General features: G+C 63.5%; 30 protein-coding genes and 1 tRNA gene. 15 read left to right on the top strand and 16 right to left on the bottom strand.

Annotated elements, in window-relative coordinates; genetic code table 11:
* The first annotated feature begins 32 nt into the window (after window positions 1-32).
* On the top strand, window positions 33-299 hold the full coding sequence (locus BMF35_RS05070; protein ID WP_047007172.1) for a hypothetical protein: 267 nt from the start codon (window positions 33-35) through the stop codon (window positions 297-299).
* A 34-nt stretch (window positions 300-333) separates the two neighbouring features.
* On the opposite strand, the gene BMF35_RS05065 is transcribed toward BMF35_RS05070, so the two are convergent.
* A complete protein-coding gene (locus tag BMF35_RS05065) occupies window positions 334-2,352 on the bottom strand; it encodes a TonB-dependent receptor (RefSeq protein ID WP_047007642.1) in 2,019 nt (672 codons plus the stop codon).
* Between the two features lie 58 nt (window positions 2,353-2,410).
* Complete coding sequence (locus BMF35_RS05060; protein ID WP_047007171.1) at window positions 2,411-3,328, bottom strand: hypothetical protein; 918 nt, start codon at window positions 3,326-3,328, stop codon at window positions 2,411-2,413.
* A gap of 130 nt (window positions 3,329-3,458) precedes the next feature.
* On the opposite strand from BMF35_RS05060, the gene folD reads away from it, so the two are divergent.
* The 3 genes from folD to BMF35_RS05045 are packed head-to-tail and all read left to right on the top strand — an operon-like array spanning window position 3,459 to window position 6,713.
* The gene (gene folD, locus BMF35_RS05055) at window positions 3,459-4,397 is read left to right on the top strand and encodes a bifunctional methylenetetrahydrofolate dehydrogenase/methenyltetrahydrofolate cyclohydrolase FolD (protein ID WP_156172144.1); all 939 of its coding nucleotides are present in this window, start codon (window positions 3,459-3,461) and stop codon (window positions 4,395-4,397) included.
* A gap of 23 nt (window positions 4,398-4,420) precedes the next feature.
* Window positions 4,421-5,938, top strand: coding sequence for a flavin-containing monooxygenase (locus tag BMF35_RS05050; RefSeq protein ID WP_047007170.1), 1,518 nt, complete (start codon window positions 4,421-4,423; stop codon window positions 5,936-5,938).
* Window positions 5,939-5,948: 10 nt separating this feature from the next.
* A complete protein-coding gene (locus tag BMF35_RS05045; protein ID WP_047007169.1) occupies window positions 5,949-6,713 on the top strand; it encodes a competence/damage-inducible protein A in 765 nt (254 codons plus the stop codon).
* Between the two features lie 27 nt (window positions 6,714-6,740).
* On the opposite strand, the gene BMF35_RS05040 is transcribed toward BMF35_RS05045, so the two are convergent.
* From BMF35_RS05040 to rplK, 3 genes are all read right to left on the bottom strand, one after another.
* Window positions 6,741-6,962, bottom strand: a complete 222-nt coding sequence (locus BMF35_RS05040) for a hypothetical protein (RefSeq protein ID WP_047007168.1) — start codon at window positions 6,960-6,962, stop codon at window positions 6,741-6,743.
* Between the two features lie 139 nt (window positions 6,963-7,101).
* Complete coding sequence (rplA, locus tag BMF35_RS05035) at window positions 7,102-7,794, bottom strand: 50S ribosomal protein L1 (RefSeq protein ID WP_047007167.1); 693 nt, start codon at window positions 7,792-7,794, stop codon at window positions 7,102-7,104.
* Window positions 7,795-7,798: 4 nt separating this feature from the next.
* On the bottom strand, window positions 7,799-8,230 hold the full coding sequence (rplK, locus tag BMF35_RS05030) for a 50S ribosomal protein L11 (protein WP_047007166.1): 432 nt from the start codon (window positions 8,228-8,230) through the stop codon (window positions 7,799-7,801).
* Window positions 8,231-8,277: 47 nt separating this feature from the next.
* Between rplK and BMF35_RS05025 the strand changes: the two genes are divergently transcribed.
* The 5 genes from BMF35_RS05025 (at window position 8,278) to BMF35_RS05005 (ending at window position 12,616) form a co-directional block, all read left to right on the top strand.
* A complete protein-coding gene (locus BMF35_RS05025) occupies window positions 8,278-8,550 on the top strand; it encodes a hypothetical protein (RefSeq protein ID WP_047007165.1) in 273 nt (90 codons plus the stop codon).
* A 161-nt stretch (window positions 8,551-8,711) separates the two neighbouring features.
* The gene (locus BMF35_RS05020) at window positions 8,712-9,431 is read left to right on the top strand and encodes a CPBP family intramembrane glutamic endopeptidase (protein WP_162199231.1); all 720 of its coding nucleotides are present in this window, start codon (window positions 8,712-8,714) and stop codon (window positions 9,429-9,431) included.
* Window positions 9,432-9,518: 87 nt separating this feature from the next.
* Window positions 9,519-10,217 carry a PspA/IM30 family protein gene (locus BMF35_RS05015; RefSeq protein WP_047007164.1) on the top strand — a complete coding sequence of 233 codons (699 nt, stop codon included), beginning with the start codon at window positions 9,519-9,521 and terminating at the stop codon, window positions 10,215-10,217.
* A gap of 93 nt (window positions 10,218-10,310) precedes the next feature.
* Window positions 10,311-11,138: a LytR/AlgR family response regulator transcription factor gene (locus BMF35_RS05010; RefSeq protein ID WP_047007163.1), complete on the top strand. Its 828-nt coding sequence runs from the start codon at window positions 10,311-10,313 to the stop codon at window positions 11,136-11,138.
* A 113-nt stretch (window positions 11,139-11,251) separates the two neighbouring features.
* Window positions 11,252-12,616, top strand: a complete 1,365-nt coding sequence (locus tag BMF35_RS05005; protein WP_162199229.1) for an amidohydrolase family protein — start codon at window positions 11,252-11,254, stop codon at window positions 12,614-12,616.
* An 18-nt stretch (window positions 12,617-12,634) separates the two neighbouring features.
* Here the strand turns inward: BMF35_RS05005 and nusG are convergent, their stop codons facing one another.
* Together nusG and secE are read right to left on the bottom strand one after the other, a co-directional pair.
* Entirely contained in the window at window positions 12,635-13,174 is a 540-nt protein-coding gene (gene nusG, locus BMF35_RS05000) for a transcription termination/antitermination protein NusG (RefSeq protein ID WP_047007161.1), read from the bottom strand.
* A gap of 42 nt (window positions 13,175-13,216) precedes the next feature.
* Window positions 13,217-13,450, bottom strand: a complete 234-nt coding sequence (gene secE, locus BMF35_RS04995; RefSeq protein WP_047007160.1) for a preprotein translocase subunit SecE — start codon at window positions 13,448-13,450, stop codon at window positions 13,217-13,219.
* Between the two features lie 272 nt (window positions 13,451-13,722).
* Between secE and BMF35_RS04990 the strand changes: the two genes are divergently transcribed.
* Window positions 13,723-15,282, top strand: coding sequence for an alanine/glycine:cation symporter family protein (locus BMF35_RS04990; protein ID WP_047007159.1), 1,560 nt, complete (start codon window positions 13,723-13,725; stop codon window positions 15,280-15,282).
* A gap of 85 nt (window positions 15,283-15,367) precedes the next feature.
* On the opposite strand, the gene BMF35_RS13740 is transcribed toward BMF35_RS04990, so the two are convergent.
* Window positions 15,368-15,514, bottom strand: coding sequence for a hypothetical protein (locus BMF35_RS13740; RefSeq protein WP_169819279.1), 147 nt, complete (start codon window positions 15,512-15,514; stop codon window positions 15,368-15,370).
* Between the two features lie 298 nt (window positions 15,515-15,812).
* A tRNA-Trp gene (locus BMF35_RS04985) sits at window positions 15,813-15,888 on the bottom strand.
* 80 nt (window positions 15,889-15,968) lie between these two features.
* On the opposite strand from BMF35_RS04985, the gene aat reads away from it, so the two are divergent.
* Window positions 15,969-16,679, top strand: a complete 711-nt coding sequence (gene aat, locus BMF35_RS04980) for a leucyl/phenylalanyl-tRNA--protein transferase (RefSeq protein WP_047007639.1) — start codon at window positions 15,969-15,971, stop codon at window positions 16,677-16,679.
* Here aat and BMF35_RS04975 read toward each other — a convergent pair.
* The 4 genes from BMF35_RS04975 to BMF35_RS04960 all read right to left on the bottom strand — a co-directional run bounded on the left by BMF35_RS04975 (window position 16,625) and on the right by BMF35_RS04960 (window position 18,785).
* Window positions 16,625-17,125, bottom strand: a complete 501-nt coding sequence (locus BMF35_RS04975) for a DUF2155 domain-containing protein (protein WP_236781563.1) — start codon at window positions 17,123-17,125, stop codon at window positions 16,625-16,627. The genes aat and BMF35_RS04975 overlap by 55 nt on opposite strands.
* Window positions 17,122-17,541 carry an NADH:ubiquinone oxidoreductase subunit NDUFA12 gene (locus tag BMF35_RS04970; RefSeq protein ID WP_047007158.1) on the bottom strand — a complete coding sequence of 140 codons (420 nt, stop codon included), beginning with the start codon at window positions 17,539-17,541 and terminating at the stop codon, window positions 17,122-17,124. Before BMF35_RS04970 ends, BMF35_RS04975 begins: the two co-directional genes overlap by 4 nt.
* 169 nt (window positions 17,542-17,710) lie before the next feature.
* Entirely contained in the window at window positions 17,711-18,172 is a 462-nt protein-coding gene (locus BMF35_RS04965; RefSeq protein WP_047007637.1) for a DUF192 domain-containing protein, read from the bottom strand.
* A gap of 28 nt (window positions 18,173-18,200) precedes the next feature.
* Window positions 18,201-18,785, bottom strand: coding sequence for a regulatory protein RecX (locus BMF35_RS04960; protein ID WP_047007157.1), 585 nt, complete (start codon window positions 18,783-18,785; stop codon window positions 18,201-18,203).
* A gap of 134 nt (window positions 18,786-18,919) precedes the next feature.
* Between BMF35_RS04960 and BMF35_RS04955 the strand changes: the two genes are divergently transcribed.
* Complete coding sequence (locus BMF35_RS04955) at window positions 18,920-20,659, top strand: fatty acyl-AMP ligase (protein ID WP_047007156.1); 1,740 nt, start codon at window positions 18,920-18,922, stop codon at window positions 20,657-20,659.
* On the opposite strand, the gene BMF35_RS04950 is transcribed toward BMF35_RS04955, so the two are convergent.
* Together BMF35_RS04950 and BMF35_RS04945 are read right to left on the bottom strand one after the other, a co-directional pair.
* The gene (locus BMF35_RS04950) at window positions 20,656-21,057 is read right to left on the bottom strand and encodes an MAPEG family protein (protein ID WP_047007155.1); all 402 of its coding nucleotides are present in this window, start codon (window positions 21,055-21,057) and stop codon (window positions 20,656-20,658) included. The two genes, BMF35_RS04955 and BMF35_RS04950, sit on opposite strands and share 4 nt — an antisense overlap.
* A 16-nt stretch (window positions 21,058-21,073) precedes the next feature.
* Window positions 21,074-22,630 (bottom strand): TIGR00341 family protein, encoded by a 1,557-nt coding sequence (locus BMF35_RS04945; protein WP_047007154.1) that lies wholly within the window; start codon window positions 22,628-22,630, stop codon window positions 21,074-21,076.
* Window positions 22,631-22,728: 98 nt separating this feature from the next.
* Between BMF35_RS04945 and BMF35_RS04940 the strand changes: the two genes are divergently transcribed.
* From BMF35_RS04940 to BMF35_RS04930, 3 genes are read left to right on the top strand one after another with little or no spacing between them, the layout of a single operon-like run.
* Window positions 22,729-23,937 carry a toxic anion resistance protein gene (locus BMF35_RS04940; protein ID WP_047007636.1) on the top strand — a complete coding sequence of 403 codons (1,209 nt, stop codon included), beginning with the start codon at window positions 22,729-22,731 and terminating at the stop codon, window positions 23,935-23,937.
* Complete coding sequence (locus BMF35_RS04935; protein WP_047007153.1) at window positions 23,937-24,761, top strand: hypothetical protein; 825 nt, start codon at window positions 23,937-23,939, stop codon at window positions 24,759-24,761. Before BMF35_RS04940 ends, BMF35_RS04935 begins: the two co-directional genes overlap by 1 nt.
* Window positions 24,761-25,069, top strand: coding sequence for a polyhydroxyalkanoic acid system family protein (locus BMF35_RS04930; RefSeq protein ID WP_047007152.1), 309 nt, complete (start codon window positions 24,761-24,763; stop codon window positions 25,067-25,069). The genes BMF35_RS04935 and BMF35_RS04930 overlap by 1 nt, the downstream gene beginning before the upstream one ends.
* Before the next feature lie 16 nt (window positions 25,070-25,085).
* On the opposite strand, the gene BMF35_RS04925 is transcribed toward BMF35_RS04930, so the two are convergent.
* Entirely contained in the window at window positions 25,086-25,526 is a 441-nt protein-coding gene (locus BMF35_RS04925) for a DUF2721 domain-containing protein (RefSeq protein WP_047007151.1), read from the bottom strand.
* Window positions 25,527-25,586: the final 60 nt, after the last annotated feature.

Genomic DNA, 25,586 nt, shown 5'->3' with positions numbered 1-25,586 from the left:
AGCAAATCCGCGCCAGCACAGGGTTTGTAAAGATGTCCAATTCCGATTTCGAAAACGACGATGAGGTCGATCAGGATGCGCTTTCGCTAAAGGCGCTCGCCAAGGGCGTGCTTGCGCGCGATTTCCGTCCGCGCGCGGCCTCGGTGAGGCGCCTTGCGGAAGCTGTGCTCGATCTGAAAAGCGAGAAGAAGGCGCTCAAGCGGTCGGCAAAGGCCGGAGAACCGGGTGCGAAGGCCAGGAAAAGCTCGAAGAAGGACAAGAAGCTGGCGCGCATTCCCGGTCAGCGCGGCAAGGGATAGCAGGCTGCCTCAAAACGGCTCGCTTGCCGAGCGATCAATAGCCCCAGCGAACGCCAAGCCATATCGTGCGCGGTGTGCCGATATCGATGGAGCCGCCCTGGTTGCGGGTGACGATTTCCTCATCGAACAGGTTCTCTACCCGCGCGACTAGCGACAATCGGTCGATCAGCCTTGCTTCGCCGAAGAGGTCGAGCGTGGTTGCGGCAGGCAGGACATCGTTTTCCCGATCGCCTTCGAACTGCGCGCCGACATGGCGGAGCGTTGCGCTGATCTGCGCATCGGCGGCAATCCGGTAAGCCGCCGTCACGCTAGCGGCGAATTCGGGCGTCTGCGGCGGACGATTGCCATCGAGCGGGGCGGCAAAGCCCGTGCCGACCACCTCTGCGTCGGTCAGCACCATGGTGCCGTTCAAGCTGACAGGACCGCGATCGACAGCCGCCGCCAGTTCCAGCCCCTGTGCGTCGATGGCATCGAGATTGCGGCGCTGGCGCAGGTTCGGCTCCAGCGTCACATTGGCGATCGCGCCCTCGACACGGTTATCGAACAGGGTGGCACTCACCGCTACGCCCGCTGCGGGTGCGAGGTCCACGCCGATCTCGAAGCCTTCCAGCCGCTCCGGCTCGAGCGACGCATTGGCCTGCGTCACCACCGGAAAGACCACAAATGGCCGGTAGAGTTCGTTCAGTGTCGGCAGCCGGAACCCGGAATAGGCCGCAGCGCGTAGCGTGACCGTATCGCTGGCCGCGAACAGCGCGCCTGCGCGCCAGGTCGCTTCCCAATCGGCGCGGTCGGCGAAACTGTCACCACTGATGACCGCGCCATCGGGCGCCAGTGCGCGATAGAACCCGTCCGAAATCGTGTAGCGATCCGCGCGCAGGCCGCCTGTCAGGGTCAGCGCGCCCGCCTGCCAGTCATTCTCGACATAGAAGCCCAGATCGCTCGTCACCCCGCCGGCAAATCGGTTTTCGCGCAGCGCGCCGCTGAAGGCGGAAAAGCTGTCCTCGAACAGCTCTCCCTCGCTGCGGCGATAATCCGCGCCGATCCGCAGCGTATGATCCTCGCCGACGGGAGGACGTATTTCGAGCCTGCCGCCCAGCCCGCTGGCGGGTGTATCCTTCTGGTCCAGCACGCGCGTAAAGCGGGTGGAGGAAATGACGACATTGGTGAAATTGCGCCATTGGCCATAGGCCAGCGCATCCACCTGCCAATCGCCGCGCGAAACGAGGCGCAGCGAGACATCCTGCCCTTCGATGGAATTGTCTGCTTCCTCGAAGCGAAGCGTACGCTCGTCATTCCACGCAGCAGCGCGCGCTTGCAGTTCCAGGTCTCGGCCTAGCGGCTGGACCACGCGGCCGCTTACGTACCAGCTGTCGTATCCGGCCCGCGCAGTGGCGGGCACGCGGTCTTCCTCGCGCGTGGTGAAGAAGCCCTGCCCGCGGTCCCATCGGCCGCCCACCACCGCAAAGCCATTGCCGATTTCGGGAGCGAGCGTGGCGGAGAGTTCCGTACCGCCGCGATCGTTCACCAGGGCGGATGCCGACACACCGCCAAGCGTCGCGGCGTCGGCGCTTTCCATGCGGATCGTGCCCGCCAGCGCGCCTGCCCCGAACGGACCGGACCCGCCGCCGCGCGTCACGCGGATGCTGGAAAGCTGGTACGGGTCGACCGCGCTGAAGGGGATGTAGCCGAAAAACGGATCTGACAGCGGCACGCCATCGAGCAGCACAAGCGCGCGGCTGGTGGCATTGCCGCCCAGCGCCCTGAGCGTCGCACCCTGCGCGGAAGGGTTGGCAGAGCGACTGTCCGAGCGACGGAACTGCTGGAAGCCCGCGACATTCGCCAGAACGTCCTCCAGCCGGCCCGACGCGACGGTGACGATCTGGTCGCGGTCGATGGTGACGGTCGAATAGGCTGGCGCGGCGGGCGTTTCAGGCAGTCCTTCGCCCAGCACGATGATTGTATTGTCCGCTTCATCGGATGCGTCCACCTCTTGCGCGGAGGCGGGCGCTGCCAGGATGGCGAATAACACGCCGAGGGAAACGGTCGATTTCATGGATTCGGTGTCCGGCTGGAAGGGGCGCGGCGCGCGATAGCGCAAAGCCGCGAGGCCGTCACTCCTCGCCGCAACTGTTCACATAAATGCGATCATCAAGCAGCGTGATGCGGGCGATATCGCCATTGTCCATGCGATACTCGCGGATGTCGAGACCGGTGCCGATGGACTCGTAATCATCGCCCCAAAGCGCGGAAAGCCCGTCGGCGTCCGGCGGATTATCACGGTCGATATCGGTGCAGGCGCGGGCAATCTCTGCCTCTGTCGATGGCGCATCGCTTTCCGAGAGGGGAGCATTGTCGAGATCCTCAAGGAAGTCTTCGCCGATCAGCGTCTCGTCTTGTGCAAGCTCTGGCGGCGCGGCTTGTTCATCCACACTGTCCGCCTGTGCCTCTTCATCCACACTGTCCGCCTCTGCCTCCATCTGTTCCGAAGACCGCGCGTCGTCGGCGACGTCAGCGGCGTCATCAGGCGCGCTCTCGGCGTCGGGGGTGTAGTCGGCTTCCGTCACCGCATTGTCACGGTCGTAAATGCGAATTTCGTCGAATGGACCCAGTTGCTGCGAACCGGGCACGCGGATCAAGGGATAGGGATCGGTCGGCACGCCGACATAAGTCAGCTCTGCCTGGTTCGTGCCCGTCTGGCGGAAGCGCAGCACATCGTTGCGCCCATCGCCAAGCGGGCCGGTGAAGACCAATTGCACCACCCCGTCACGTTCCGCCGTGCGCACCGCGCGCACCAGCTGGGCGCCCTCCATCTCGCGGAATATCCAGCCATTGCTGTTGATGCGCTCGGGCCGCATCCACTGGCCTTGCCAGCGCCCGTCATCCAGCCGGTCCAGCGTGAAAACGAAGATCGTCGCATCGTCGATGCGAAGCGCCCAGCTTCCCTCCAGCTCCTCCGCCTCAGAAGCTTGTGCAAGAGCCTGTGCGGGCAGCAGCAGGGCAGCGAAAAGGATGAGAAAGCGCGACACCATGGCGTCTCCATGCCGCAGTGCCTGCATGCAGCGCAAGCCCCAAGCGCCGAACCGACTCGCTGATAGAGGGGTGCAATCGGCAGCGCCGGCGCTTATGTGCAAAGCCCAGCAAGCGGGAGCAGCAAACGGCATGGCCGATTTGATCGATGGGCGCGCGATTGCGCGGCAACTGGACGAAGAAACGAAGGCGGCGGTGGACGATCTGGTCGCCGCGGGACATGCCGCGCCCGGCCTGACAGTGATCCTTGTTGGAGACGATCCCGCAAGCGAGATTTACGTCCGGCGCAAGATCGCCGCGTGCGAGCGCGTCGGCATCCGCTCCTCCAAGCATACCCTGCCTGCCAGTACCACGCAGGACGCGCTGCTGACGCTCATCGCGCGCCTCAATGCAGACCCGGAAGTGCACGGCATATTGTGCCAGGTGCCGCTTCCCGAGCATATCGACACCGGCAAGGTGCTGGGCGCAATCGTTCCGGAAAAGGATGTGGACGGCTTCCATCCCGTCAATGTCGGACGCCTGTCCACCGGCACGGGCGGCATCGTGCCCTGCACTCCGCTGGGCGTGATGAAGCTGCTGGCGACGGTGGTGGACGATTTCACCGGCAAGGATGTGGTTGTCATCGGCAAGTCCAACATCGTCGGCAAGCCTGTGGCGAACCTGCTGCTGGATGCGGAGGCGACCGTCACCGTCACGCATATCTACACCGAAGGTCTGGCCGAGATTTGCCGGCAGGCGGATATCATCGTCGCCGCCGCAGGGGCGCCGCGTCTCGTCAAAGGCCACTGGGTGAAGGACGGCGCGATCATCATCGATGTCGGCATCACCCGCGTCGCCGGTGAGAACGGCAAGGACCGGCTGGTCGGCGATGTCGCTTTCGACGAAGTGCAGCACGCCGCCGCCGTCACACCCGTGCCCGGCGGTGTCGGCCCCATGACCATCGCCTGCCTGCTGTCGAACACGGTGAAAGCCGCGCGCGCCGCCTACGGTATCGACACTAATGTAAGCAATCATGGCATGGACCGCGAAGAGCGTGCTATGCTGACAGGATCGGGTGCGCGCCCGAACTGATTTCGACGATAAGAGCCATAAGCATGACCCAGCCAGATACAGATGTCCTGATAATCGGTGCCGGCCTTTCCGGCATCTCCATGGCAGGTCACATGAAAATGATGTGCCCGGATCGCAGCTTCACGATCCTCGACCGGCGCGACCAGCTGGGCGGCACGTGGGACTTGTTCCGCTATCCCGGCGTCCGTTCCGACAGCGACATGCACACGCTGGGGTTCATTTTCGAACCCTGGAAGCACGACGATGCCATCGCCGATGGTCCGGCCATCCTCGAATATCTCAACCGCGTGGTGGATGAGCGCGGCATTCGCGAACACATGCGCTTCAGCCGCACGGTGCAGAGCGCGGACTGGGACAGTGCCACCGCCCGCTGGACGATCACCAGCCGTCTGCCAGACGGCGCGACCGAGACCCTTACCGCGCGCTGGCTGTATCTCGGCAGTGGCTATTACGATTACGACAATCCGCATGATGCGAACCTGCCCGACTTGGACAAGTTCGGCGGGCAGGTGATCCATCCGCAATTCTGGCCTGAGGATCTCGATTACGAGGGCAAGAAGGTGGTGGTCATCGGCTCCGGCGCGACGGCGATCACGCTGGTGCCCAGCATGGCGGAAAAGGCCGAAAGCGTCACCATGTTGCAGCGCACGCCGACATGGATGGGCAAGGGTCCGCGGCAGGACATCTGGGACCATCGCTTCCGCCGCTGGTTTCCCGAGAAGGTCGCCTATTGGCTCACCCGCCGCAAGAACATCCTCTTCCGCGCCTACATTTTCGGCCTGTCACGCCGCGCGCCGGAGAAGCTGGCGGACAAGCTGCGCGGCATGGCGCGCGGATCGCTGGGCGAGCTGTACGACCCCAAGCATTTCGAGCCGCCTTACAATCCGTGGGAGCAGCGCCTGTGCCTCGTGCCCGATGGCGATTTCTACAAGGCGATGCGGGCGGGCAAGGCGCATATCGTCACCGACCATATCGAGGGCTTCGATGCCGATGGCGTGAAGCTGACATCGGGCGAGCACCTGCCTGCCGATATCGTGGTGACGGCGACCGGGCTGAAGCTGGCGCTCGCGGGCAAGGTCGATGTCTCGATGGATGGCGAGCCGGTCGATTTCACCGACCACTATTTCTACCGCGGCACGATGTTCTCCAACCTGCCGAACCTCAGCTTCGTGTTCGGCTATCTCAATGCCAGCTGGACGCTGCGCGCCGATACCAATGCGCGCTATGCCTGCGAGGTGCTGAACGACATGAAGGCGGCCGGAGCGAATGTGGCCGTGGCGCCGCTTGCGCCCGAGGACGAGCCGGAAACGGTCGAGCCGTGGGACTATTCCTCCGGCTATCTCCAACGGGCTCGCCATCTCATGCCGAAGGTTGGCAAGGAACGGCCATGGACGCTGATGCATGACTATCTCGCGGACATAAAAGATTTCCGCCAGCGCCCCGTGCGCGATGGCGTCCTGCGGCTGCTGCACGTGGACGACAGCGCGGCGCCGGCGAAGGTCCACGACAATACCGACCACACGGCCATCGCTGCCGAATGAGCCCTGCCGGATGAGCGATAGCGACAAGGTCTGGACGGCCGGGATGCTGGTGATCGGCGACGAGATCCTTTCGGGCCGCACGGCGGACAAGAACATTGCGCAAGTCGCCAGCTGGCTGCAAGTGCAGGGCATCCGTCTGACGGAAGTACGCGTGGTGTCTGACGACATGGACGCGATTGCCAACGCCGTCCTCGCGCTGCGCGATGCCTATGACTACGTCTTCACCACCGGCGGCATCGGCCCGACGCATGATGACATCACCGTCGATGCCGTTGCCAATGCGCTGGGCGTCGAGGTTGTGATCCATCCCGAAGCGCGTGCCATGCTTGAGGCCTATTACGCGGACAAACCCGGCGGCCTGACCGAGGCGCGGCTGCGCATGGCGCGGGTGCCCGAAGGCGCGGAACTGATCCCCAATCGCATGTCAGGCGCGCCGGGCATTCGTCATGGCAGCATTCACCTGATGGCGGGCGTGCCGCATATCACCGCGCAGATGCTCGACGCGCTTACCGGCACGCTGGAAGGCGGTGCGCCACTGTTGAGCGAAACAGTCGGCTGCTGGTCGCCCGAAAGCGAGATCGCCGACATTTTGCGCGAAGTCGAAGCGGCGCATGAGGATTGCCAGATCGGCAGCTATCCCTTCTTCCGCGAAGGACGCATCGGGGCCAACTTCGTAATCCGCTCCACCAGCAAAGATGTGCTGGCCAGCGCCGTCGATACGCTGTGCGAAGCGCTGGGCGAGGAAGGCTTCGACTTCACCCCCGGCGGGATCTAGCGCCCGGTCGCACCGCTCGACAGAAATCTACGTCTCGTCGCGCGGGCCGGAATGCGTTTCCTTCTGGCGATGGGTCGCTTCCTCGGCTTTGCGATAGCTCTCTCGGTCGTTCCGGTTACTCCACCATCCGTAGATAAGGCCCACGAACAGCGCCGCCGCGCCGACGACCGGCGTCAGGCGTGCATCGATGAAAAAGGTGGCGACCAGCACGGCAATCGCGCCGACGATGATGAGTGTCTTGGCATTCACGGCAAAAGCTCCTTTGCCCTATCAACGCGCCAGTTGAGGACTCTTTCCAGATACCGTGCTCACATAGAAAAAGGGCCGGCAGCGTGTCGCTACCGGCCCCCCTCATTCTCACTCGCCTGCGAGTAGGAAAGCGCGATGATTACGCGCCCTCGATCTCGGCGAGGTCGATCTTCAGGCCAGGGCCCATGGTCGAGGTGAGGCTCACCTTCTTGACGTATTTGCCCTTCGCGCCCGATGGCTTCGCTTTCACGATGGCCTGGGTCATGGCTTCGAAGTTCTCTTTCAGTTTCGCATCATCGAACGACAGCTTTCCGATGCCGGAGTGGATGATGCCCTGCTTCTCGACACGGAACTCGACCTGGCCGCCTTTGGCGTCCTTCACGGCCTGTTCCACGTTCGGCGTGACGGTGCCCAGCTTCGGGTTCGGCATCAGACCCTTGGGGCCCAGCACCTTGCCGAGGCGACCGACGACGCCCATCATGTCCGGCGTGGCGATCACGCGGTCATAATCGAGATTGCCGTTCTGCATGTCTTCCATCAGGTCTTCGGCGCCCACCTTGTCGGCACCGGCGGCGGTAGCCTTCTCGGCATTGTCACCGCGTGCGAACACAGCGACCTTCACGTCCTTGCCCGTGCCGCCCGGCAGCGACACCATGCCGCGCACCATCTGGTCTGCGTGGCGCGGATCGACGCCCAGGTTCATGGCGACTTCGACGGTCTCGTCGAACTTGGCCTTGTGCTCGCGCAGCGTGGCGATGGCTTCGTCCACGGTGTAGAGCTTCTCGGAATCGAGCTTGGCGACGGTCTGCTGCTTCTTGGTCTGCTTTGCCATGATGTCAGCCCTCCACCACTTCGAGGCCCATCGAACGGGCGGAGCCTTCGATGATCTTCATGGCCTGATCGATGTCGTTCGCGTTAAGGTCCTTCATCTTGGCCTCGGCGATTTCCTTCACGGCGCTCTTCTTGATCGAGCCAGCCACGACCTTGCCCGGCTCCTTCGAGCCCGACTTCAGCTTAGCGGCCTTCTTCAGCATGTAGCTGGCAGGCGGCGTCTTGGTTTCGAAGGTGAAGGAACGGTCGGCATAGACGGTGATTTTCGTCGGGATCGGGGCGCCCTTTTCGAGGCTGTCCGTCGCGGCGTTGAAAGCCTTGCAGAATTCCATGATGTTCACGCCGCGCTGGCCCAGTGCAGGGCCGATGGGGGGCGACGGGTTGGCGATGCCGGCAGGCACCTGAAGGTTGATGTAACCCTCGATCTTCTTGGCCATGATGGCCTCCTTTTCTCACTGTCTCCCGCGCCCGAAGACACAGGATCATGTTAAGCGGTCTGGCGCCGATCATCACATCGGCTCCCGCACGGACTTCCAAGCTGTTTGGCTGGGAAGCGGCGCACATAGCCGATTTTCGCCGTTTTGCAAGCGATTCGCCACCACCTGCCCGGCTGACCGACCGGCTAACCTGGAGCACCTGGAGCACTGTCCGGGCGCAAAACCTGCGACAGACGCAAACCGGCGGAAAACCGCGCTTTGGCATGACAGGAAGGACGGCGAAAGGCATGCACGCGCTGTGCCCGAACCGCGATCTGTAGGAAAGCTCCGGCGAGGCCCTTGCCACCGCTCCCGGCCTGTCCCAGAACCCTGCCCCGACGGGACGCATTGAGGGGTAGACAACATGGACAACCAGGCAGACGTTTTCCGGGATGAGCCCGTGGGCGGCATAGATTCGCGCCCGGCACCCATGGGCTGGCCCATGATGCTCCTACAGGTGGTGACCGTCATGGCCGCTTACCTGCTTGCCAGTGTATTGGCTTTCATCCCGATGGGCGCGATGGGCATCGATCTTACAGCAGGGCCGGAAGCCATTCCGTCCTTCTGGCTGGCGATGTCGGTTATCGCCAGCGCGATCGGCGGCCTACTGGTCGCCTGGGCATGGCTGGCGCGCGAAGGGCGCGTGCGCGCTGTGTGGGATTTCTCCGCTCCCGAAAGCTGGCGCACCACGCTGCTATGGGCCGGCGCGGGCCTGATTGGCACGATCCTGCTTTTCAGCCTCGGCAGCATTGCATTGGAAGCGCTCGGCTTCCCGCCGCCCGATGCCAGCCTGATCCTCAACGCCGTGACCGAGAGCCCGCTGATGTTCGCCATCTGGGTATCCGGCGTCGCGATCTTCGCCGCAGGTCTCGGCGAGGAATTGCTGTGGCGCGGCTTCCTGATGGACCGGCTGAGCCGCGTGGCGGGCCTGCGCGGGCGTTGGACGCTCATCCTGATCATCCAGGCCGTCCTGTTCGGCCTGCCGCACATCTACCAGGGCCTCGGCGGCGTATTGCTGACCGGACTGATCGGCCTGCTGTTCGGCGTGATCCGTATCATGCAGAAAGGCAATCTGTGGGCGGTCTTCATCGCCCACGCGACATATGACACGCTCGCCATGACGCTGGTCTATACCGAGAATGCCGGCTGGCTGGGCGGCTGATCCATGGTGCCACACGATATTTATGATTTCGTTAGGGAAATCGGCTAGCCTGCGGCGAACCGAGAATTCAATCAGGGGGACATTTCGATGCTGCGTGTAGCCATTCAGGTAAAGGAGCTCATCTCCAGCAACGTCACCAGCGCCATCGAGGCGGCAAGCAATCCGGCCAAGATGCTGCGGCAGTTGCAGCGCGAGATCGAAGAAGCGATCATCGCGCTGGAAGGGGAGCGCACCCGCACCCGGCGCCAGCAGGAGCGGCTCGAAGCCTCGCTCGCCCAGAACGAGCTGCGCGAAGCGGACTGGACCGACAAGGCCAAGACCGCGATGGACCATGACCGCGAAGACCTTGCCCGCCAGGCCCTGCTGGCCCGTGAGGACTGCCGCGAGGCGATGGCCAAGATGAAAGAGGATATCGCCGCCGCCAAGGCCGACCTGAAAGAGATCGACAGCGCGGTGAAAGAACTGGAAGCCAAACGCGAGGACACGCGAGAGCAGGCCCGCGCGCAGGCTCGGGCAGACTCCGCCGCAAACGATACGGGCAGCGGCGCAGGCGGTAGCGGGGCAAGCAAGGCCGACCGCGCGCTCGATCGCATCTCCACGCTGGAAAAGCGCACCGAATTCGCCACCGAGGACAGCACTGCCTGTCGCGGCAATGCCAGCGCGGACCGCGAAATCGAGGAAATGCGCCGCGCCAGCACGGTCGACGCCGAACTCGAAGCCCTGCGCGGAGGCAGCAAGCCCGCAGCGAAGAAGGCGGCCGCCAAGAAGGCTGCAAAGAAGCGGTAAGCTCCACCAGCATGGTCAGGCGCTTCGCTTCTGCGCGCGCCTTGCCATGTCCGCTATGCTAAGCCATCATTGCGGCGGGAGACCGGATGCGAGATGGATCTGACACCGATCAAGGACAGCAAGGGCGAAATGCGCGCCATGCCCTCGCCTTTCATCTGGGCCTGGGCAGGGATTGCCACTCTGTTCGCCGTCTATCTCGCCGTCTTCCTGCTGACCCGGCCGGACGGTTTTTCCGCCAATCTCTGGCGCGCGACCTACAACGTGCTGCCGGTGGTGCCGCTTGTGTTCGGCTTCCATGCCCTTTTGCAAACGCAAGTCTGGCCGCGCAGGTTGGCAATCGCGACGACACTGCAGATTCCGCTGGCCCTGGCATTTGCGTTTACATGGTATCTCGCCATCATTGTACTGAGGGGTCTGCCATCCGATTGGGTGCAAAGCGGTTTCGAGGTGCGCCCTTTCGTGCCCATCGCGCTGGTGTGGCAACTGTTTCAGGGCGTTTCGCTCTACGCCGTCGTCGCGTTGGCCAGCCTTGCGATCACGCTGGCGCAGCGGGCAGCTCTCGTGGAAATGACAAGCGTGGAAGCGGCTGCCCCCGCCGCTCAGACCATTTTGCTGAAAACCGGCAATGAGCATGAGGCGGTCGATATTGTCGACATCATCCGCATATCGGGAGCGGGCGATTATTGCGAAGTGCACCTCCAGGGCCGCATTGTGCTGTCCACGACATCGCTAGCCCAATTCGAGGCGCGCTTGCCGGAAAGCGCCTTCATCCGCGCGCATCGCTCACACATCGTGCGCCTTGGTGCGATCAGCCGCAGCGAGCCTGCGGGGAACGGGCGTACCGTGCTGCATCTGGTCGATGGCAGCAGCATCACGACCAGCCGCGCCGGATCGCGCGCCCTTCGGGAAAGCGCCGCCTGAGCGCTTGGGCCGATGTCGGTTCGCAGGCGGTATCTGTCCGTTCACGGGAAATCGGGCGGTTCGGCTATGCCTCGGCCTAGAGCGCTCTCCATAGCGAAATGGAGACATATGCGATGCGATTGATACTATTTGCCTTGCTGATGATTGTGCCGGGCGTGGCGATCGCCCAGCCCGCGGATCGGCGTTCGGGTTTCGAGAATGTCGATATCCTCACGATGACCGATAGCGGCATGATCGAGAGCGGCCATGTCATCGTTTCGCGCGGGGTGATCGAAAGCGTGGGCGACGGCCCGCTTCCCGCCGGTTTCGATGGAGAACGGATCGATGGCGGCGGCGGCGTGCTGATGCCCGGCCTCGCCGACATGCACGTGCATTACTACGCCGATGACATGGGCGTGCTCTACCTTGCAAACAGCACGACCTTCGTGCGCAACCTTACGGGCAGCGTACAGACCCATCGCCGCGACCAGGCCGCGCGCAGCGGCGCGCTGATCGCGCCGCGCGTGGCCACCAGCGGGCCGATTATCGATTGGGGTGAGCCGAGCAGCCGCGATTTCTTCATTCGCGTCCAGAGCACCGACGAGGCGGTCGGCGCTGTGCGCGCGCAGGGCCGGTCCGGCTACGATGCGGTAAAGCTCTATGAAGGCTTGCCGGCAAACACCTACGCCGCCGCCGCAGCGGAGGCCGAACGGCAAGGCATGCGCGTCTATACCCATGTGCCGCGCAGCATGGATGTGCGCGATGTGCTGGCGCTGGGCGTCGACAGTATCGAGCATCTCGATGGCTATGCCCGCGCCCTGATGCGCGAAGGTTTCACCTCCGAAGCAGACCGCCCATGGCCGCAAATGTGGGCCAATGCCGACCGCTCCCGTTTCAATGAACTGGTGGCCGCCACGCTGGAGAGCGGCACCTGGAACGTGCCCACTTTCGCCATCACCTACGGCCGTATCTACTCTGCAGATCCCGATGCCTATTTCAGCCGGCCGGAGGCGATCTACCTGCCCGCCTGGGCCGATTACTGGGCGGCATCGGCAGGCCAGTATGCCGCCAATGCGCCATTTTACGAGGCGCAGCTGCGCGAGAAAGGCGCCTTTACCCGCGCATTATATGAGGCAGGCGCAGGCGTGCTGATCGGCAGCGACGGGCCGAACCCGTTCGTTACGCCCGGCTATGCCATCCACGATGAACTGCGCGGCTTTGCGCAGGCAGGTTTCAGCAATGCCGAAATCCTGCGCATCGCGACCGTGGATGCCGCCCGCTTCATGGGTCTGGAGGGCCGCATGGGCGTCGTCGCCGAAGGTGCCCGGGCGGATCTGGTGCTGCTGACCGGCGATCCACATGACGATCTGGCTGTGCTGCGCACGCCTATTGGCACCATGGTCGCAGGAAATTGGTGGAACCGCGAGGCCATGGACTCAGCTCTCGCGGCACGCGCGGCCCGGCTCGCGGCAGAGCGGGAACAACGGGCGGGCGAATAGTCCGCCTGTTGCGTTGGCTTACTTGACCAGTTCGACCTGGTCGAAATCCAGTTCCACCGGCGTTGCGCGGCCGAAGATGGACACGCTGACCTTGACCTTCGCCTTGTCGAAATCGAGCTCTTCGACTTCGCCGTTGAAGCTGGCGAACGGGCCTTCCAGCACCTTGACCTGGTCGCCGATTTCGTAATCGACGCTGATGTCTTTCTTGGGGGCGGACTTGGCTTCTTCCACGCCGCCGAAATAGCGCGCGGCCTCTTTCTCGCTGATCGCCTGCGGCTTGTTGTTGTTGCCAAGGAATCCGGTCACCTTGGGCGTGTTCTTGACGAGGTGATACACATCGTCCGTCATGTTCAGCTTGGCGAGTACGTAGCCGGGCATGAACTTGCGTTCCACCTGCACCTTCTTGCCGCGCTTGATCTCGGTGACGGTTTCGGTGGGCACTTCCACCTCTTCCACGCCTTCGGACAGGCCGAGACGCTCCGCTTCGGAAAGGATCGCGTCGCGCACCTTGTTCTCGAAACCGGAATAGGCGTGGATGATATACCAGCGGGCAGCCATGAAACTCTCTTTTCTACCTGAACCTGTTGTGTGTCGTGCGGGCTAGATCAGGCCCAGCAGCCAGGTGACGACCGCGCCGAACAGCGAATCGACACCGAGGAAGAACAGCGACAGGATCACCACCATGATGAACACGAAGATCGCCGTGCGCACGGTTTCCTCGCGCGTGGGCCATACGACCTTCGCGGTTTCGGACCGCACCTGGCGGATGAATTCGCCGGGCGAAGTGCGGGTCTTGGCGGGCGCTTTTGCGTCCTTGGGGGTGTTGTCGGCCATGATGGCGTTACCTGTTCCAACCAGAATCTGTCATCTCTTCCGGGTAGGGCTCCTCGCCGCCCCGGTCGATATGTCCGGGAGGGGCTGGCAGGTTTCCGATGTCGGAAGATGCAGGGGTATTTAGGTCGATGGCTTGCGCTTGGCAAGGCTTGGAATTTCCGCACCGGCCGATCGAAAAGGTTGCAAATGCAACATTGGGGCTTTGCAGCAGGCGCGGGCCTCTATAGCGTGCACGCTTTCTTGCTTGGGACGCACGGGGATTACAAAAAACAATGGCAGCCGAAACGCAGCTCTCTTTGGGCGAACGATTGATCGAACCGGTCACGAATGTGTCGAACTTCATCTGGGGCGGCACCTGGAATGGCGAACCGGTCATCCCGCTGCCGCCGATGGTGCTGGTGCTGTTCGGCATCGGCCTTTATCTGATGATCGGCCTCAAATTCTATCCGCTCAGCCAGCTTGGCAGCGCGTTTGCGGGCCTTTTCAAGGGCCGGAAAAGCGCAGGCGCGGGCGAGATTTCGCCCTTCGCTGCGCTTTCCACGGCGCTTTCCGGACAGGTGGGCACGGGCAACCTTGCCGGTGTGGCAACGGCCATCACGCTGGGCGGACCGGGCGCCGTTTTCTGGATGTGGGTCACGGCCATTTTCGGCATGGCTCTCGCCTTTGCCGAGGGTTCGCTCGCCATCCGCTACCGTGAAACGACGGCAGACGGCACCAAGCGCGGCGGCCCGATGACCTACATCATGATGGGGCTTGGCCGGAAATGGACCTGGCTTGCCATCGTCTTCTGTATCGGCGCCCTGTTCAGTGCGCTGGTTACTGGCAATTCGATCCAAGCCAATGCGGTGGCGGACGGGCTGAACGAATTGTTCGGCATCGAAGAATGGATCGGGGGCCTGATCGTCGCATTCCTCGTCTTCATCGTCATCATCGGCGGGATCAAGTCGATCGGCTCGGTCGCGGAGAAGGTCATCCCCTTCATGGCGGCGGTGTATATCGTGATGGCCGCCATCGCGATCATCCTCGATATCCAGGACATCCCCGAAACCTTTGCCCGCATCTTACAGGGTGCTTTCAGCACGCAGGCGGCGACCGGCGGGTTCCTGGGAGCAACGATGATCATTGCCATCCAGTTCGGCGCGGCGCGCGGCCTGTTCTCGAACGAGGCGGGACAGGGTTCCACCCCTATCGCCCACGCCGTGGCGCAGACGGACGATCCCGAACAGCAGGGCCGCATGGCGATGCTGGGGACGTTTATCGACACGATCATCATCTGCACCATGACGGCACTGGTCATCATCACCGTGGAAGGCGACTTCAGCGGCGGCGGCGAACAGGTTATCCATGCCTGGCAGTCGGACCTGCAGGGCTTTGCTATGACATCGGGCGCCTTTGCTGCAGCCTTCCCCGTTTCGGTCGCCAGCGTGCCGATCGGAACGCTGGTGGCCAGCGTGGCGCTGATCCTGTTCGTGTTCACCACGCTGCTGACGTGGAGCTATTATGGCGAGCGCGCGATCACCTTCATCTACGACCGCATTCCCGGCTCCACGCTGGAAGGCGAGAAGGTGCTGCACATCATCTGGCGCGTGCTGTGGTGCGTGGTGATCTTCATCGGCGCCTCGCAGCCGCTGGACCTGGTATGGCGCCTGGGCGACATTTCCAACGCCGCCATGGCGCTGCCCAACCTGATTGCATTGGTGCTGCTGTCGGGCGTGGTGTTCAAGCTGGCGAAGGGCCAGCGCGATGCCGGGCCGGACCATGAGCTGAGCGAGCGCGACAAGGCGCGGGCTGCTGCCGCCACTTCCGACGGGGTGCCGGGCGGCCACGGCTAGGTCGTTCCGGCATACGGGCCCAAACAAACAGGGGCCGGAGGGTTTCTAGCCCTCCGGCCCCTTTTTCATCAGCGCCGATACGTTGTCAGACGCGTCCGAAAATTCTTTGGAAAAATCCTGGTTCTTCCATCGGCAGGATCTTGCCATGCGACATGGTGCGCATGGTCGGGTCCTTGTGAAAGCGCGGCGAGCTCCAGCTATCGGGCCGGCTGCTGCGGAAGATTCTGGCCATGTCCGTTTCCCTTCATCGCCCGTCGTGAAGAGTGTAATGCACTTGTCATGATATTGGTTCCCTCTCGCGTCCTCGCTAAACGAACGCCGCTACGCTGCGGCCCAAGCCTCGCCGCGAGTCAGGCACTCAATGCGCCAGATGCAAGCAGCTTGTTAGTTGCCATGTGGCGGAGCACGCTCGGCGGTAGCCGAGGGCAAGCGCGAACGCGCGCCCGCAGGTGCCCCGGAATGAAGGCGTCAGCCGAATGGAGGGATTAGCGCCGAGGACGTTTGCGCGGATGCGCAAACGTAAGACAAAATGGCAGGGGTGACAGGATTCGAACCCGTGGCCCTCGGTTTTGGAGACCGATGCTCTACCAACTGAGCTACACCCCTGCAGGGCAGAGCGCGCCTCTATAACGATGCGCACGTATTGGCAAGCGACGTCGTCGCCGACTTTTGCTATCATGCCTGCGATGCACGCGCCCAGTTTCCCCGACGGTCAGCAGATCATCTCGCCCGGCGCGCTGTTGCTGGCCTATCGCAGCGGCATCTTCCCCATGGCCGATTCGGCGGAAGACGACGAAGTGTTCTGGGTCGAGCCGCGCCGGCGCGCGATCATCCCGCTCGATGTCTTCCACTGTTCGCGGTCGCTGGCAAAGACGCTGAAACAGGATCGCTACCGCATCACCGTGGATGCCGATTTCGCCGCCGTCATCGACGCCTGCGCCAAGCCGCGGCTGGAAGCGGATGGCAGCATGAGCGGCACGTGGATCAGCAAGGTCATCAATGCCAGCTATCGCAATCTGCACGCGCTCGGCCACGCGCATTCCGTAGAATGCTGGCGCGGCGACGAGCTGGTAGGCGGCCTATATGGCGTCGCGTTCGAGCGGGTGTTCTGCGGCGAAAGCATGTTCAGCCGCGCGGACAACGCCAGCAAGGTGGCGCTTGCATGGCTGGTTGCGCTGATGCGCCGCGCCGGTTTCACCCTGCTCGATTGCCAGTTCATGACGCCGCACCTCGCCTCCATGGGCGCGGTGGAAGTTGACCGGGATCGCTATCGCGAGATGCTGGAGATCGCCTGCGCAAAGCCTGCGGGGTCGAGCCTGCCCCAGGCCCATGCGGAACTGGCTCAGGCTTCCTCGCCGGGGAAGCTCATCGCGCAATCCTTCACCCAGACATCGTAGATCGGGTGCTCGACCACATTGATGCTGGGGTTCTCCTTGAACAGCCAGCCGGAGAAGATGCGGTACCATTCGGCATCCCCGCCTGCATCGCGGCGCTCGTTCACGAAAACCTGCACGAATGCCCCGGTCTGTACCGGCGATTCCCACGGCGCGGTGCGCTCGCAGGCGGCAAGGCGGATGATGACATCGTCCACACGCCGCGATTCGCCCGGCGACATTTCGATGTCGCGGGTAAGGTTGTTGCGCTTGTTGATGAGGCCGATGGTCGCAACCCGCTCCGCCATGGGCGTGCCGATGCCTTGCGTGTCGACGATTTCGGCCATCGGTTCGGCGGCGATTTCTTCGGGAACCTCAGTCGCTTCGGCCTGCGGCGCGGGCGCGCCTTCATTGCACGCGGCGAGCGCCAGAGTGGCGACACAAGCCAGAACGCCGCGCCAGTGCCTCACGCGTCGGGCGTCCAGGCTTCATAATCGCCCCGCGCTGCGGCACGCTTGCCGCCCCGCTCCAGCGCGCCTGCGGGCAGGTAGCGCTTGTCCGTGCCGGTGGCGTTGGGCGTAAAGTCGGTTTCCCAGATCTTGGCGGGCGGCAAATGGCTTTCCGGCAGGTCGTCGAAGGCGCCGTGCAGCCAGCCATGCCATTCCGACGGCACGCGGCTGGAATCGTTGGCACCGTCATAGATGACCCAGCGCCGTTCCTTGCCCGAGTAGGAGCCGTCCGTCGCGATATCGCGCTTGTTGCGCGCGCGGTAATATTTGTTGCCCTGCGCATCGGTGCCCACATGCTCGCCGCGCCGCCACGTAAAAAGCGAAGTGCCGATGGTTGCACCGTTCCACCAGGTGAAGATCTTGCCGAGAAAGCTCATGGCCGCGCCATTAGCGGGTTTGGAGATAGTGGCCAAGTGGCTATCGAGGCAGCAAACCGTTCCTCGCTGGAACGGCAAGGGCGAACGCCCGCCCGCAGCGGGCGCGCAGCGAAGCGGAGCGCGTCTAGCGAAGACGACCCGGCGGATGCCGGGTCGCAACAGATAAACCTCACCATTCGACCAGATCGCCCGGTCCGATGCCAAGCTCTTCGGCGCGGCCTTGGTTGAGTTCCAGCACAGCGATCGCTTCGCGCTCGGACATGACCGAGTTCTCGGCATACGGCACGCCATCCGCGATGTTGATGATGCGGCCTTCGGCATCGATGAAGATGATGTCGAGCGGCAGCACCGTGTTGCGCATCCAGAAGCTTCGGATGTCGGGCTGGTCGTAGGGGAAGATCATCGCCTCGTCCGGCGCCATTTCGGTGCGGAACATCAGCCCGCGCTGCTGTGCGTCAGGCGTATCGGCGAGTTCGGCGGCGAAGGTGTGGGTGCCATCATCCGTGGTGACGGTGACAGGAATGACTTCGAGGCCCGAGACAGGATGCGTGTTCCCCGCCTCCGCACTCGGCTCCGGTGCGGGAGCGGGTGCCTGCTGTGAACAGGCCGAAAGCGACAGGGCCGCAGCCATAGCGGCGCAGCGCAGCCAGCGGGGGCAATCAGCGAACATCGTCGAAATCCTCTTCTCCGGCAGCTTCGGCCACCCAGTCATGAACGGCATCCTCGCTTTGCGCATCCAGCACCATGCGGGCATGATCGAATGTGTGGCCCGCGCGCAGCATGGCGGCAATCTGTTTCTCGCGCTTTTCGCGGTCGACGGGTTCCACGGCAAACGGGCCGAAGCGCCGCTTGCGCGCCATGTGCAGCGCGGCTTCGCGGGCTGAGTGTTCCTTGGGCGCAACGCTGTCGGCCACCCGCTCCCCGATCCCGGCCTGCCCCAGCGCCTGCTTCACACGCCTGCCACCATAGCCGCGCCGCAGCAGGTCGCCCGCCTTGGCCCGTGCATAGACGGCATCGTCGACATAGCCGCGCTCCACATAGCGAGCGACCATGGCGGCAAGGTCGGGCTCGTCCTCGCCTTCCCAGCCGCGCTCGCGCAATTTGCGCTCCAGATAGCGGTGCAGCTTGCCCGCGCTGGTGGCAAAGCGGGCGACATAGGCCAGCGCCATCTCCTCCAGCCGCGCGGCGTCGAGCGGCTTTTTGGCACGCCTTTCACGCTTGCGGTCTTGTCGATAGCCCGTCATTGGCCTTATTCGTGCCACACTTCCTGACGAATGGGAAAGTTTGAAGCGGTGTCGGGCATGGTTTTCGACGCCGTTTTTGCAAATAAGGGAAGCGACGCGACAGCGCGCGCCATAGAGGGTTACCCTTTTTCTTCATGACCGAAACGACAAGCGACCTCGTGCCGACGCCCAGCGATTGCTCGCTGCCGCGCATCCGCTCGGACTTCCGCACCTTTACAGAGGCGATGGATTACGCCGCGCGTAGCGAGAAGGGCATGAACTTCCATGACATGCGCGGCACGCTGGAAAAGGTCTACTCCTACACGCAGATGCGCGAGGATGCGCTGGGCCATGCCCGCCGGCTGATCGGCCTCGGCGTCGAAAAGGGTGACCGCATCGCCCTCATCGCGGAAACCGCGCCCGAATTCACCGCCATGTTCGCGGCATGTGTTTATGCCGGCGCTTGGCCCGTGCCCCTGCCCTTGCCCACCACGTTCGGCGGCAAGGACAGCTATATCGACCAGCTCGGCGTGCAGCTTTCCAGCAGCGATCCGAAGATGCTGCTCTACCCCGCCGAGATCGCGGAAATGGCAAAGGCCGCCGCCGACAAGCAGGGCTGTGCCGGCTATACGTGGGACGAATTCGCCGCGCATGATGCGCCCGATGTCGACCTGCCCGAAGCCAGCCCGCAAGACATCTGCTACCTGCAATATTCCAGCGGCTCTACCCGCTTCCCGACGGGCGTCGCCGTCACCCATGAAGCGCTGCTGCACAATTTGTATGGCCACGCCACCAGCATGGACATGCGTGACGGCGACCGCGGCGTCAGCTGGCTGCCCTTCTATCACGATATGGGCCTGGTCGGCTGCTTCCTGTCCATGGTCGGCAACCAGATGAGCGCGGATTACCTGCGCACCGAGCATTTCGCGCGGCGTCCGCTTGCATGGCTCGATCTCATCAGCCGCAACAAGGGCTCAACGATCAGCTATTCGCCGACCTTCGGCTACGACATTTGCGCGCGGCGCATTTCCAGCCAGAGCCATGTGGCCGACCGGTTCGACCTGTCGCGCTGGCGGCTGGCGGGCAATGGCGCGGACATGATCCGGCCCGACGTGATGCAGCAATTCGTCAATGCCTTTGCCGATGCAGGCTTCAAGGCGAGTGCGTTCACGCCCAGCTATGGCCTTGCCGAGGCCACGCTGGCCGTCACCGTCATGCCGATGGGCGAAGGCATCCGCGTGGAACTGGTCGAGGAAGAGCGTCTCTCGGGCACCAAGCGCGACCTTTCCCGCCCGGCCCGCTATCGCGCCATCGTAAATTGCGGCAAGCCCATGCCCGATCTCGACGTCGAGATCCGCGGCGAGAATGGCGAGGTCAAAGGCGATCACCAGATCGGCAAGGTCTGGTGCCGTGGCCCCAGCGTGATGCATTCCTACTTCCGCGACCCGCAGGCGACCGAGGACTGCCTTGTCGATGGCTGGCTCGACACCGGAGACATGGGCTACATGGCCGATGGCTATCTATTCATCGTCGGCCGCGCGAAGGACATGATCATCATCAACGGCAAGAACCACTGGCCGCAGGATATCGAATGGGCGGTGGAGCAGCTGCCCGGCTTCAACCACGGCGATATCGCCGCTTTCGCGCTGGAAACCGACAATGGCGAGGAAGCACCCGCCGTGCTGGTGCATTGCCGCGTATCCGACCCGGATGAACGCCTGAAACTGCGCGACCAGATCGCCGACAAGGTGCGCTCCGTCACCGGCATGAACTGCGTTGTCGAACTCGTGCCCCCGCGCACCCTGCCGCGCACAAGCTCGGGCAAATTGAGCCGCGCCAAGGCGAAGAAGATGTATATTTCAGGCGAGATCGAACCGCTGCAGGTGGCGGCTTAAAGCGCCCCAAGCAGCAGCACTCCGATAGGAACCAGCAGCGCCAACAGGCTCACGGTCCACACATATGTCCGCACCTTGGCGATGCCGGACCAATAAATTGGCAGGTAGATCACCCGCGCGGCCAGCCACACCCATGCAGCGATGGCGGTCCATTCATTCGCGGTGCCTGTCATCACCACGCCGCCGAAGCCAATAATGGCGAGCGGCAACGTTTCAAGGAAATTGCCGCGTGCCCGATCCAGCCGTGCGGCTAGGTCGTTCAGCGGCGGCTTGTCCTCGTCACGCGCGCCCATGTTCCAGTCGAGGCCGTATTGCTTGGTCTTGTAATGCGTCGCGCTGAAGATGTGCGCCAGCAGCAGCAGTCCGGAGAGAGCGAGCACGGTCATTTCCGTCGGCATGGCTATTCGTCCTCGGCTATTGCGTGGTCCATTCCACCGCCACATCGCCATAGCCTTCGCCGGTGATGGAGGCCTGCATGGCATCCCCGTCGGCAGCGAGGATGGCACGCAAATGCGCGACGGATTCGCGCGGGCCGACGAGGCGCACGGGCACGCCGACGCGCTGTTGCGCCCAGGCGGCCAGAGCCAGTGCGTCGCGCCCGTCATCGGTGGCGACCCAGCCATCGTCATCGGCATCCTCGCCCGTCTCTCGCTCGAAAGGGATATCGGGCAGCGGGCGAATGGGCGGGGTGAAGCGGATGTCCCATGCAGGGCGACCGGCATTGATGCGCTGCTCCAGCTCGCGATAAGCCGTCATGGTCGCGCCTTCCAGCGGGCGGGCGATCACGATGGCCCGGCGCCGCTCCCGGTCCACGGTCACATCGTCCACGGTCACGCCGGCCAGCATCGCGAGATCCTCGGCAATGTCGCGGGCCTGCGCGCGCGATTCCGCCTCCAGCCGCCGCGCCTCGCCCAGCTGCGCTTCCTGCTGCGCCTGCGCCGTGGTGCCGACGCGCACCTGCGTCAGCGACACCTCCACCGGTCGGCCAAGCTCGCGGCTCATGGCGACTTCGGCGCGTGCCTCTGCATTCTCGACATATTGCGGAGTCAGCACCGTGGCCGTCAGCCGGATCGGGCGCATGTCGTAATTCATGTCGAGCTCGGAGATCGTGACCGGCTGGTCGTACACCGCGATCACCACATTGTTGGCCTGCCGGGTGGCCTGCGATTCCCACACGATCTGGCGCAGCGACAGGAAGAGCGGGATGGCCAGCAGGGTGAAGGCCGCGAAGATCAGGAAGTTCTGCATCTTCGTGTGCTTGTCGGACAGGCTGGTGGAGAACCCATAGGCGCGGGCCATGATCGTGGCGGTAAGCGCGATGGCGGTAAGGTTGGTGATGAAGAGAAACAGCGATCCCCAGAACACCGTCGCATTCAGCGTGGCCACGCCGAAGCCGACCACGGCCAGCGGCGGCATCAATGCCGTGGCGATGGCCACGCCGACGATGGTGCCTTCCCGCCCGCGGATCATCGCATAGGCGCCCGCGATCGAGGAGAAGACGGCCACGCCCAGGTCCAGCAGGCTGGGCCGCGTGCGACTGGCGATCTCTGCCGTGATGGTCTGCAAGGGCGAGATGAATACGACCAGCGCGGTAAATGCGATGGCCACCACTACGCCGATGGCGAGCGAGCGGGCGGATTGCCGCAGCCATTGGAAATCCCCGATAGCGAGCGCGAAACCCACGCCCATGATCGGATCCATCAGCGGCGAGAGCAGCATGGCGCCGATCACCACGGCTGCGCTTCCCTGCAACAGGCCGAGAATGGCAATACCCGCCGACATGCAGGTCATCAGCAAATAGCGCGCAGATGTCGCGCATTCCGCGCGGCGCTTTTCGATCACCGCGATCTGGTCGACCGTTCCGGTGACATCGGTGTGCCACCATCGCTGGAATGTCGTGAGGACGTGAGCAAAGCCGGGGGACGCGCGCTTACGCCCGGCAGTCTCTGCGGATACGGGTTCCGATTGCATTGTGCCTCGTTATCGCAGAAACTCGCAGGAGCGAAGCTTGAAACGTGTGTCTTGTTTGACTAATACAGTAAATGCATCAGGAAGGGAAGAAACGGCGCATGGCCACCACGAACGAAACGACGACCGCTACCGACATCGATCTGGAACTGACGCCGCCCGATCCGGTGCTTGCCGTGTCGCCGGAAAAGGCCGTCGGGCTCGTGCCTGTCAGCGAGGAGAAGAGATCCGCGTTGCAGCAAAAGGTCGACGGCTTCGTGGAAGAGCTGGTGGCGCTGGATGCCAATTCGCCCGATTTCGGCAAGAAGGTGGACCAGATCACCAGCATGGGCCGCAAGGAAATCATGGCGGCGTCGGCCATGTCCAACCGCTTCCTCGACAGGCCCGTGCGCGCCATGGACCAGGAAAGCGGCGTGGGCGCAGACCTTACCGAATTGCGCCGCACGGTGGAGGATCTCGATCCCGGCCGCCGCGGCAAGCTGACCGGGCGCAAGCTGTTCGGCATCATCCCCTTCGGCAACAGGCTGAAGAACTATTTCGACAGCTACACCTCCGCGCAAAGCCACATCCAGTCCATCCTCGCCCGCCTTTCCAGCGGCAAGGACGAGCTGCTGATGGACAATGCCGCCATCGATGTAGAGCGGCAGAAGCTGTGGGAAGCGATGGGCAATCTGGAACAGATGATCCACATCGCCCGCACGCTGGATGGCGAGCTGGAGGAGAAGGCGGCCGAACTCGACAGTTCCGACCCGGAAAAGGCCAAGGCCATCCGCGAGACCGCGCTGTTCTATGTCCGCCAGCGCACGCAGGATTTGCTCACGCAGATGGCGGTCAGCGTACAGGGCTATCTGGCGCTGGATCTCGTCAAGAAGAACAATGTCGAGCTGGTGAAAGGCGTGGACCGCGCCAGCACCACCACGGTCGGCGCGCTGCGCACTGCCGTCACCGTGTCGCAGGCGATGACCAACCAGAAGCTGGTGCTGGGCCAGATCACCGCGCTCAACGAAACGACGGCGGGCATTATCGATTCCACCGGCCAGATGCTGCGCGACAATACCGGCAAGATCCACGAACAGGCCGCCAGCAGCACCATTCCGATGGAAACATTGCAGCGCGCCTTCCAGAACATCTACGACACGATGGACGAGGTCGACAGCTTCAAGCTGCGCGCCCTCGACAGCATGAAGCAGACGGTGGAAACGCTTTCCACCGAAGTAGAGAAGTCGAAAGGCTACATCGCCCGCGCCGAGGGCCAGGCGCAGGCGGCGAGCCAGGTGAACGATAGCGGCCTGCTGTCGTTGGAGAACTGATGGCCGATAGCACCCAAGATTCCGACGAAATCCTGCGGGCCGCAAAGGCCAGCCTGCAGACCCAGCGCGATGGCGGCTATCATCGGCGCAGCGGCTCTATCGGTGAAGGTTCGCGCGGACTCAAGCGTTCTGTCTGGGCGAAACGCATTCGGAATATGGTGATTGCCGTCTTCACGATGTTCCTTGCTGCCGGGATCGCCGGCGCAATGTTCAACGGCATCGGGTTCTGGGGCGTGATGACGCTGCTAATTGGCGTGATTTTGGCTGTAACGATCTTCTCCAGCTTCCCTAAGGTCAAAGTCCCGCAGCGTGCCGATCTGGTGCGCACGCAGGATGCGCGCCAGCTGGTCGCGCGCACCGAGCTTTGGCTCGAACACCAGCGCGCCGCTTTGCCCGCGCCTGCCGCACGCATTCTGGATGATCTGGGCACCCAGCTCGATGCGCTGGGCCAGCAACTGGAGCATGTCGATCCCGCCCATCCCGCCGCCGGCGAAGTGCGCAAGCTGGTGGGCGAAATCCTGCCCAAAACCATCGAGAGCTACACGCGCATTCCCGCGCATCTGCGGCGGGAAGAACGGGCCGGGTCGACGCCGGATGCGCAGCTGACGCGCAGCCTCGGCAAGATCAGCAAGGAAGTGGACAGCGTCACCCGGCAGCTGGCCGAAGGCTCGCTGGACGATCTGGCCATCAAGGACCGCTATCTCGATTACCGCTATGGCGATGCGGAGGGCATGGCCCTGCCACAGCCCGATGCCGGCAGGCAGCTGGACGAAGGCGCAGGTGTGCCCCTGCCCGATTTCGACCGCGAAAAGACCGCGCGCTGATGCGGGTCGCCATCCCCCATTCGCTGGGCCGCGAGGAAGTGCGGCGTCGCCTCTCTGCCAACAGCCACACGCTGGCGGACAATATCCCCGGCGGCATGGCGCAGGTCGAAACCGGCTGGCCGAGCGAGGATCGCATGACGCTGTCCGTCGCGGCGATGGGCCAGCTTGTGACCGGCCACGTCGACATCGAGGATACGCAGGTGGTGCTGCAGGTCGTCTTGCCGCCCGCACTCTCTTTCCTGACGCCGATCATCGAAAGCGCCGTGCAGGCGAAAGGGCAGGATTTGCTCGCCCCGCCGAAGGACTGACCGTTGCCCCTGGCTGCTAGAGCTTGCGGTCTTCCTCCAGCACGGCACGCGGCAAGCGCAGGGCATCGGCGGCCAGCTGCGTTTCGCGCAGGAACAGCACCAGTGCCCACATCAAGAGCGCGATAGCCAGCACGAAGCTGCCCGCCACCACGGCATCGATGGTGAAGCCTGTAAACTCCTCGATGAATAGCAGAACGACGGTCAGCCCGGTCACCAATGAAGACAGCACCAGCAGGCGCAGGGCCTGCCCGATCAAGCCAATCCGGCGGTCGGCGCTGCGCATTTCCCGCACCACATCGTCATGCTCCTCGCCGTCGGTCTGGTGATAGCGCGACAGCAGTTCCCGCGATCGATCCACGATACGCCCGAGGCGCGCGGTCAGGATGTTCATAATTCCGCCCACCGCAACCAATACGAAGACCGGCGCCAGCGCCAATTGGATGGTTTGGGCGATCATACCGCCTAAGTGCCCTGTTTCTAACATAAATTACTTGTTTACGCTGGAACCTTATCGCTG

The sequence above is a fragment of the Aurantiacibacter gangjinensis genome (genome assembly GCF_001886695.1).
Taxonomy (GTDB): domain Bacteria; phylum Pseudomonadota; class Alphaproteobacteria; order Sphingomonadales; family Sphingomonadaceae; genus Alteraurantiacibacter; species Alteraurantiacibacter gangjinensis.
Note: the sequence above shows the minus strand (reverse complement) of the source record. Positions and strands in the feature narration are given on the sequence as shown.

Coding starts and splice junctions, on each gene's coding strand:
- BMF35_RS05070 (WP_047007172.1), top strand. CDS start 33: ATGTCCAATTCCGATTTCGAAAACGACGATGAGGTCGATCAGGATGCG.
- BMF35_RS05065 (WP_047007642.1), bottom strand. CDS start 2,352: ATGAAATCGACCGTTTCCCTCGGCGTGTTATTCGCCATCCTGGCAGCG.
- BMF35_RS05060 (WP_047007171.1), bottom strand. CDS start 3,328: ATGGTGTCGCGCTTTCTCATCCTTTTCGCTGCCCTGCTGCTGCCCGCA.
- folD (WP_156172144.1), top strand. CDS start 3,459: ATGGCCGATTTGATCGATGGGCGCGCGATTGCGCGGCAACTGGACGAA.
- BMF35_RS05050 (WP_047007170.1), top strand. CDS start 4,421: ATGACCCAGCCAGATACAGATGTCCTGATAATCGGTGCCGGCCTTTCC.
- BMF35_RS05045 (WP_047007169.1), top strand. CDS start 5,949: ATGAGCGATAGCGACAAGGTCTGGACGGCCGGGATGCTGGTGATCGGC.
- rplA (WP_047007167.1), bottom strand. CDS start 7,794: ATGGCAAAGCAGACCAAGAAGCAGCAGACCGTCGCCAAGCTCGATTCC.
- rplK (WP_047007166.1), bottom strand. CDS start 8,230: ATGGCCAAGAAGATCGAGGGTTACATCAACCTTCAGGTGCCTGCCGGC.
- BMF35_RS05025 (WP_047007165.1), top strand. CDS start 8,278: ATGTTAAGCGGTCTGGCGCCGATCATCACATCGGCTCCCGCACGGACT.
- BMF35_RS05020 (WP_162199231.1), top strand. CDS start 8,712: ATGATGCTCCTACAGGTGGTGACCGTCATGGCCGCTTACCTGCTTGCC.
- BMF35_RS05015 (WP_047007164.1), top strand. CDS start 9,519: ATGCTGCGTGTAGCCATTCAGGTAAAGGAGCTCATCTCCAGCAACGTC.
- BMF35_RS05010 (WP_047007163.1), top strand. CDS start 10,311: ATGGATCTGACACCGATCAAGGACAGCAAGGGCGAAATGCGCGCCATG.
- BMF35_RS05005 (WP_162199229.1), top strand. CDS start 11,252: ATGCGATTGATACTATTTGCCTTGCTGATGATTGTGCCGGGCGTGGCG.
- nusG (WP_047007161.1), bottom strand. CDS start 13,174: ATGGCTGCCCGCTGGTATATCATCCACGCCTATTCCGGTTTCGAGAAC.
- secE (WP_047007160.1), bottom strand. CDS start 13,450: ATGGCCGACAACACCCCCAAGGACGCAAAAGCGCCCGCCAAGACCCGC.
- BMF35_RS04990 (WP_047007159.1), top strand. CDS start 13,723: ATGGCAGCCGAAACGCAGCTCTCTTTGGGCGAACGATTGATCGAACCG.
- BMF35_RS13740 (WP_169819279.1), bottom strand. CDS start 15,514: ATGGCCAGAATCTTCCGCAGCAGCCGGCCCGATAGCTGGAGCTCGCCG.
- aat (WP_047007639.1), top strand. CDS start 15,969: ATGCACGCGCCCAGTTTCCCCGACGGTCAGCAGATCATCTCGCCCGGC.
- BMF35_RS04970 (WP_047007158.1), bottom strand. CDS start 17,541: ATGAGCTTTCTCGGCAAGATCTTCACCTGGTGGAACGGTGCAACCATC.
- BMF35_RS04965 (WP_047007637.1), bottom strand. CDS start 18,172: ATGGCTGCGGCCCTGTCGCTTTCGGCCTGTTCACAGCAGGCACCCGCT.
- BMF35_RS04960 (WP_047007157.1), bottom strand. CDS start 18,785: ATGACGGGCTATCGACAAGACCGCAAGCGTGAAAGGCGTGCCAAAAAG.
- BMF35_RS04955 (WP_047007156.1), top strand. CDS start 18,920: ATGACCGAAACGACAAGCGACCTCGTGCCGACGCCCAGCGATTGCTCG.
- BMF35_RS04950 (WP_047007155.1), bottom strand. CDS start 21,057: ATGCCGACGGAAATGACCGTGCTCGCTCTCTCCGGACTGCTGCTGCTG.
- BMF35_RS04945 (WP_047007154.1), bottom strand. CDS start 22,630: ATGCAATCGGAACCCGTATCCGCAGAGACTGCCGGGCGTAAGCGCGCG.
- BMF35_RS04940 (WP_047007636.1), top strand. CDS start 22,729: ATGGCCACCACGAACGAAACGACGACCGCTACCGACATCGATCTGGAA.
- BMF35_RS04935 (WP_047007153.1), top strand. CDS start 23,937: ATGGCCGATAGCACCCAAGATTCCGACGAAATCCTGCGGGCCGCAAAG.
- BMF35_RS04930 (WP_047007152.1), top strand. CDS start 24,761: ATGCGGGTCGCCATCCCCCATTCGCTGGGCCGCGAGGAAGTGCGGCGT.
- BMF35_RS04925 (WP_047007151.1), bottom strand. CDS start 25,526: ATGATCGCCCAAACCATCCAATTGGCGCTGGCGCCGGTCTTCGTATTG.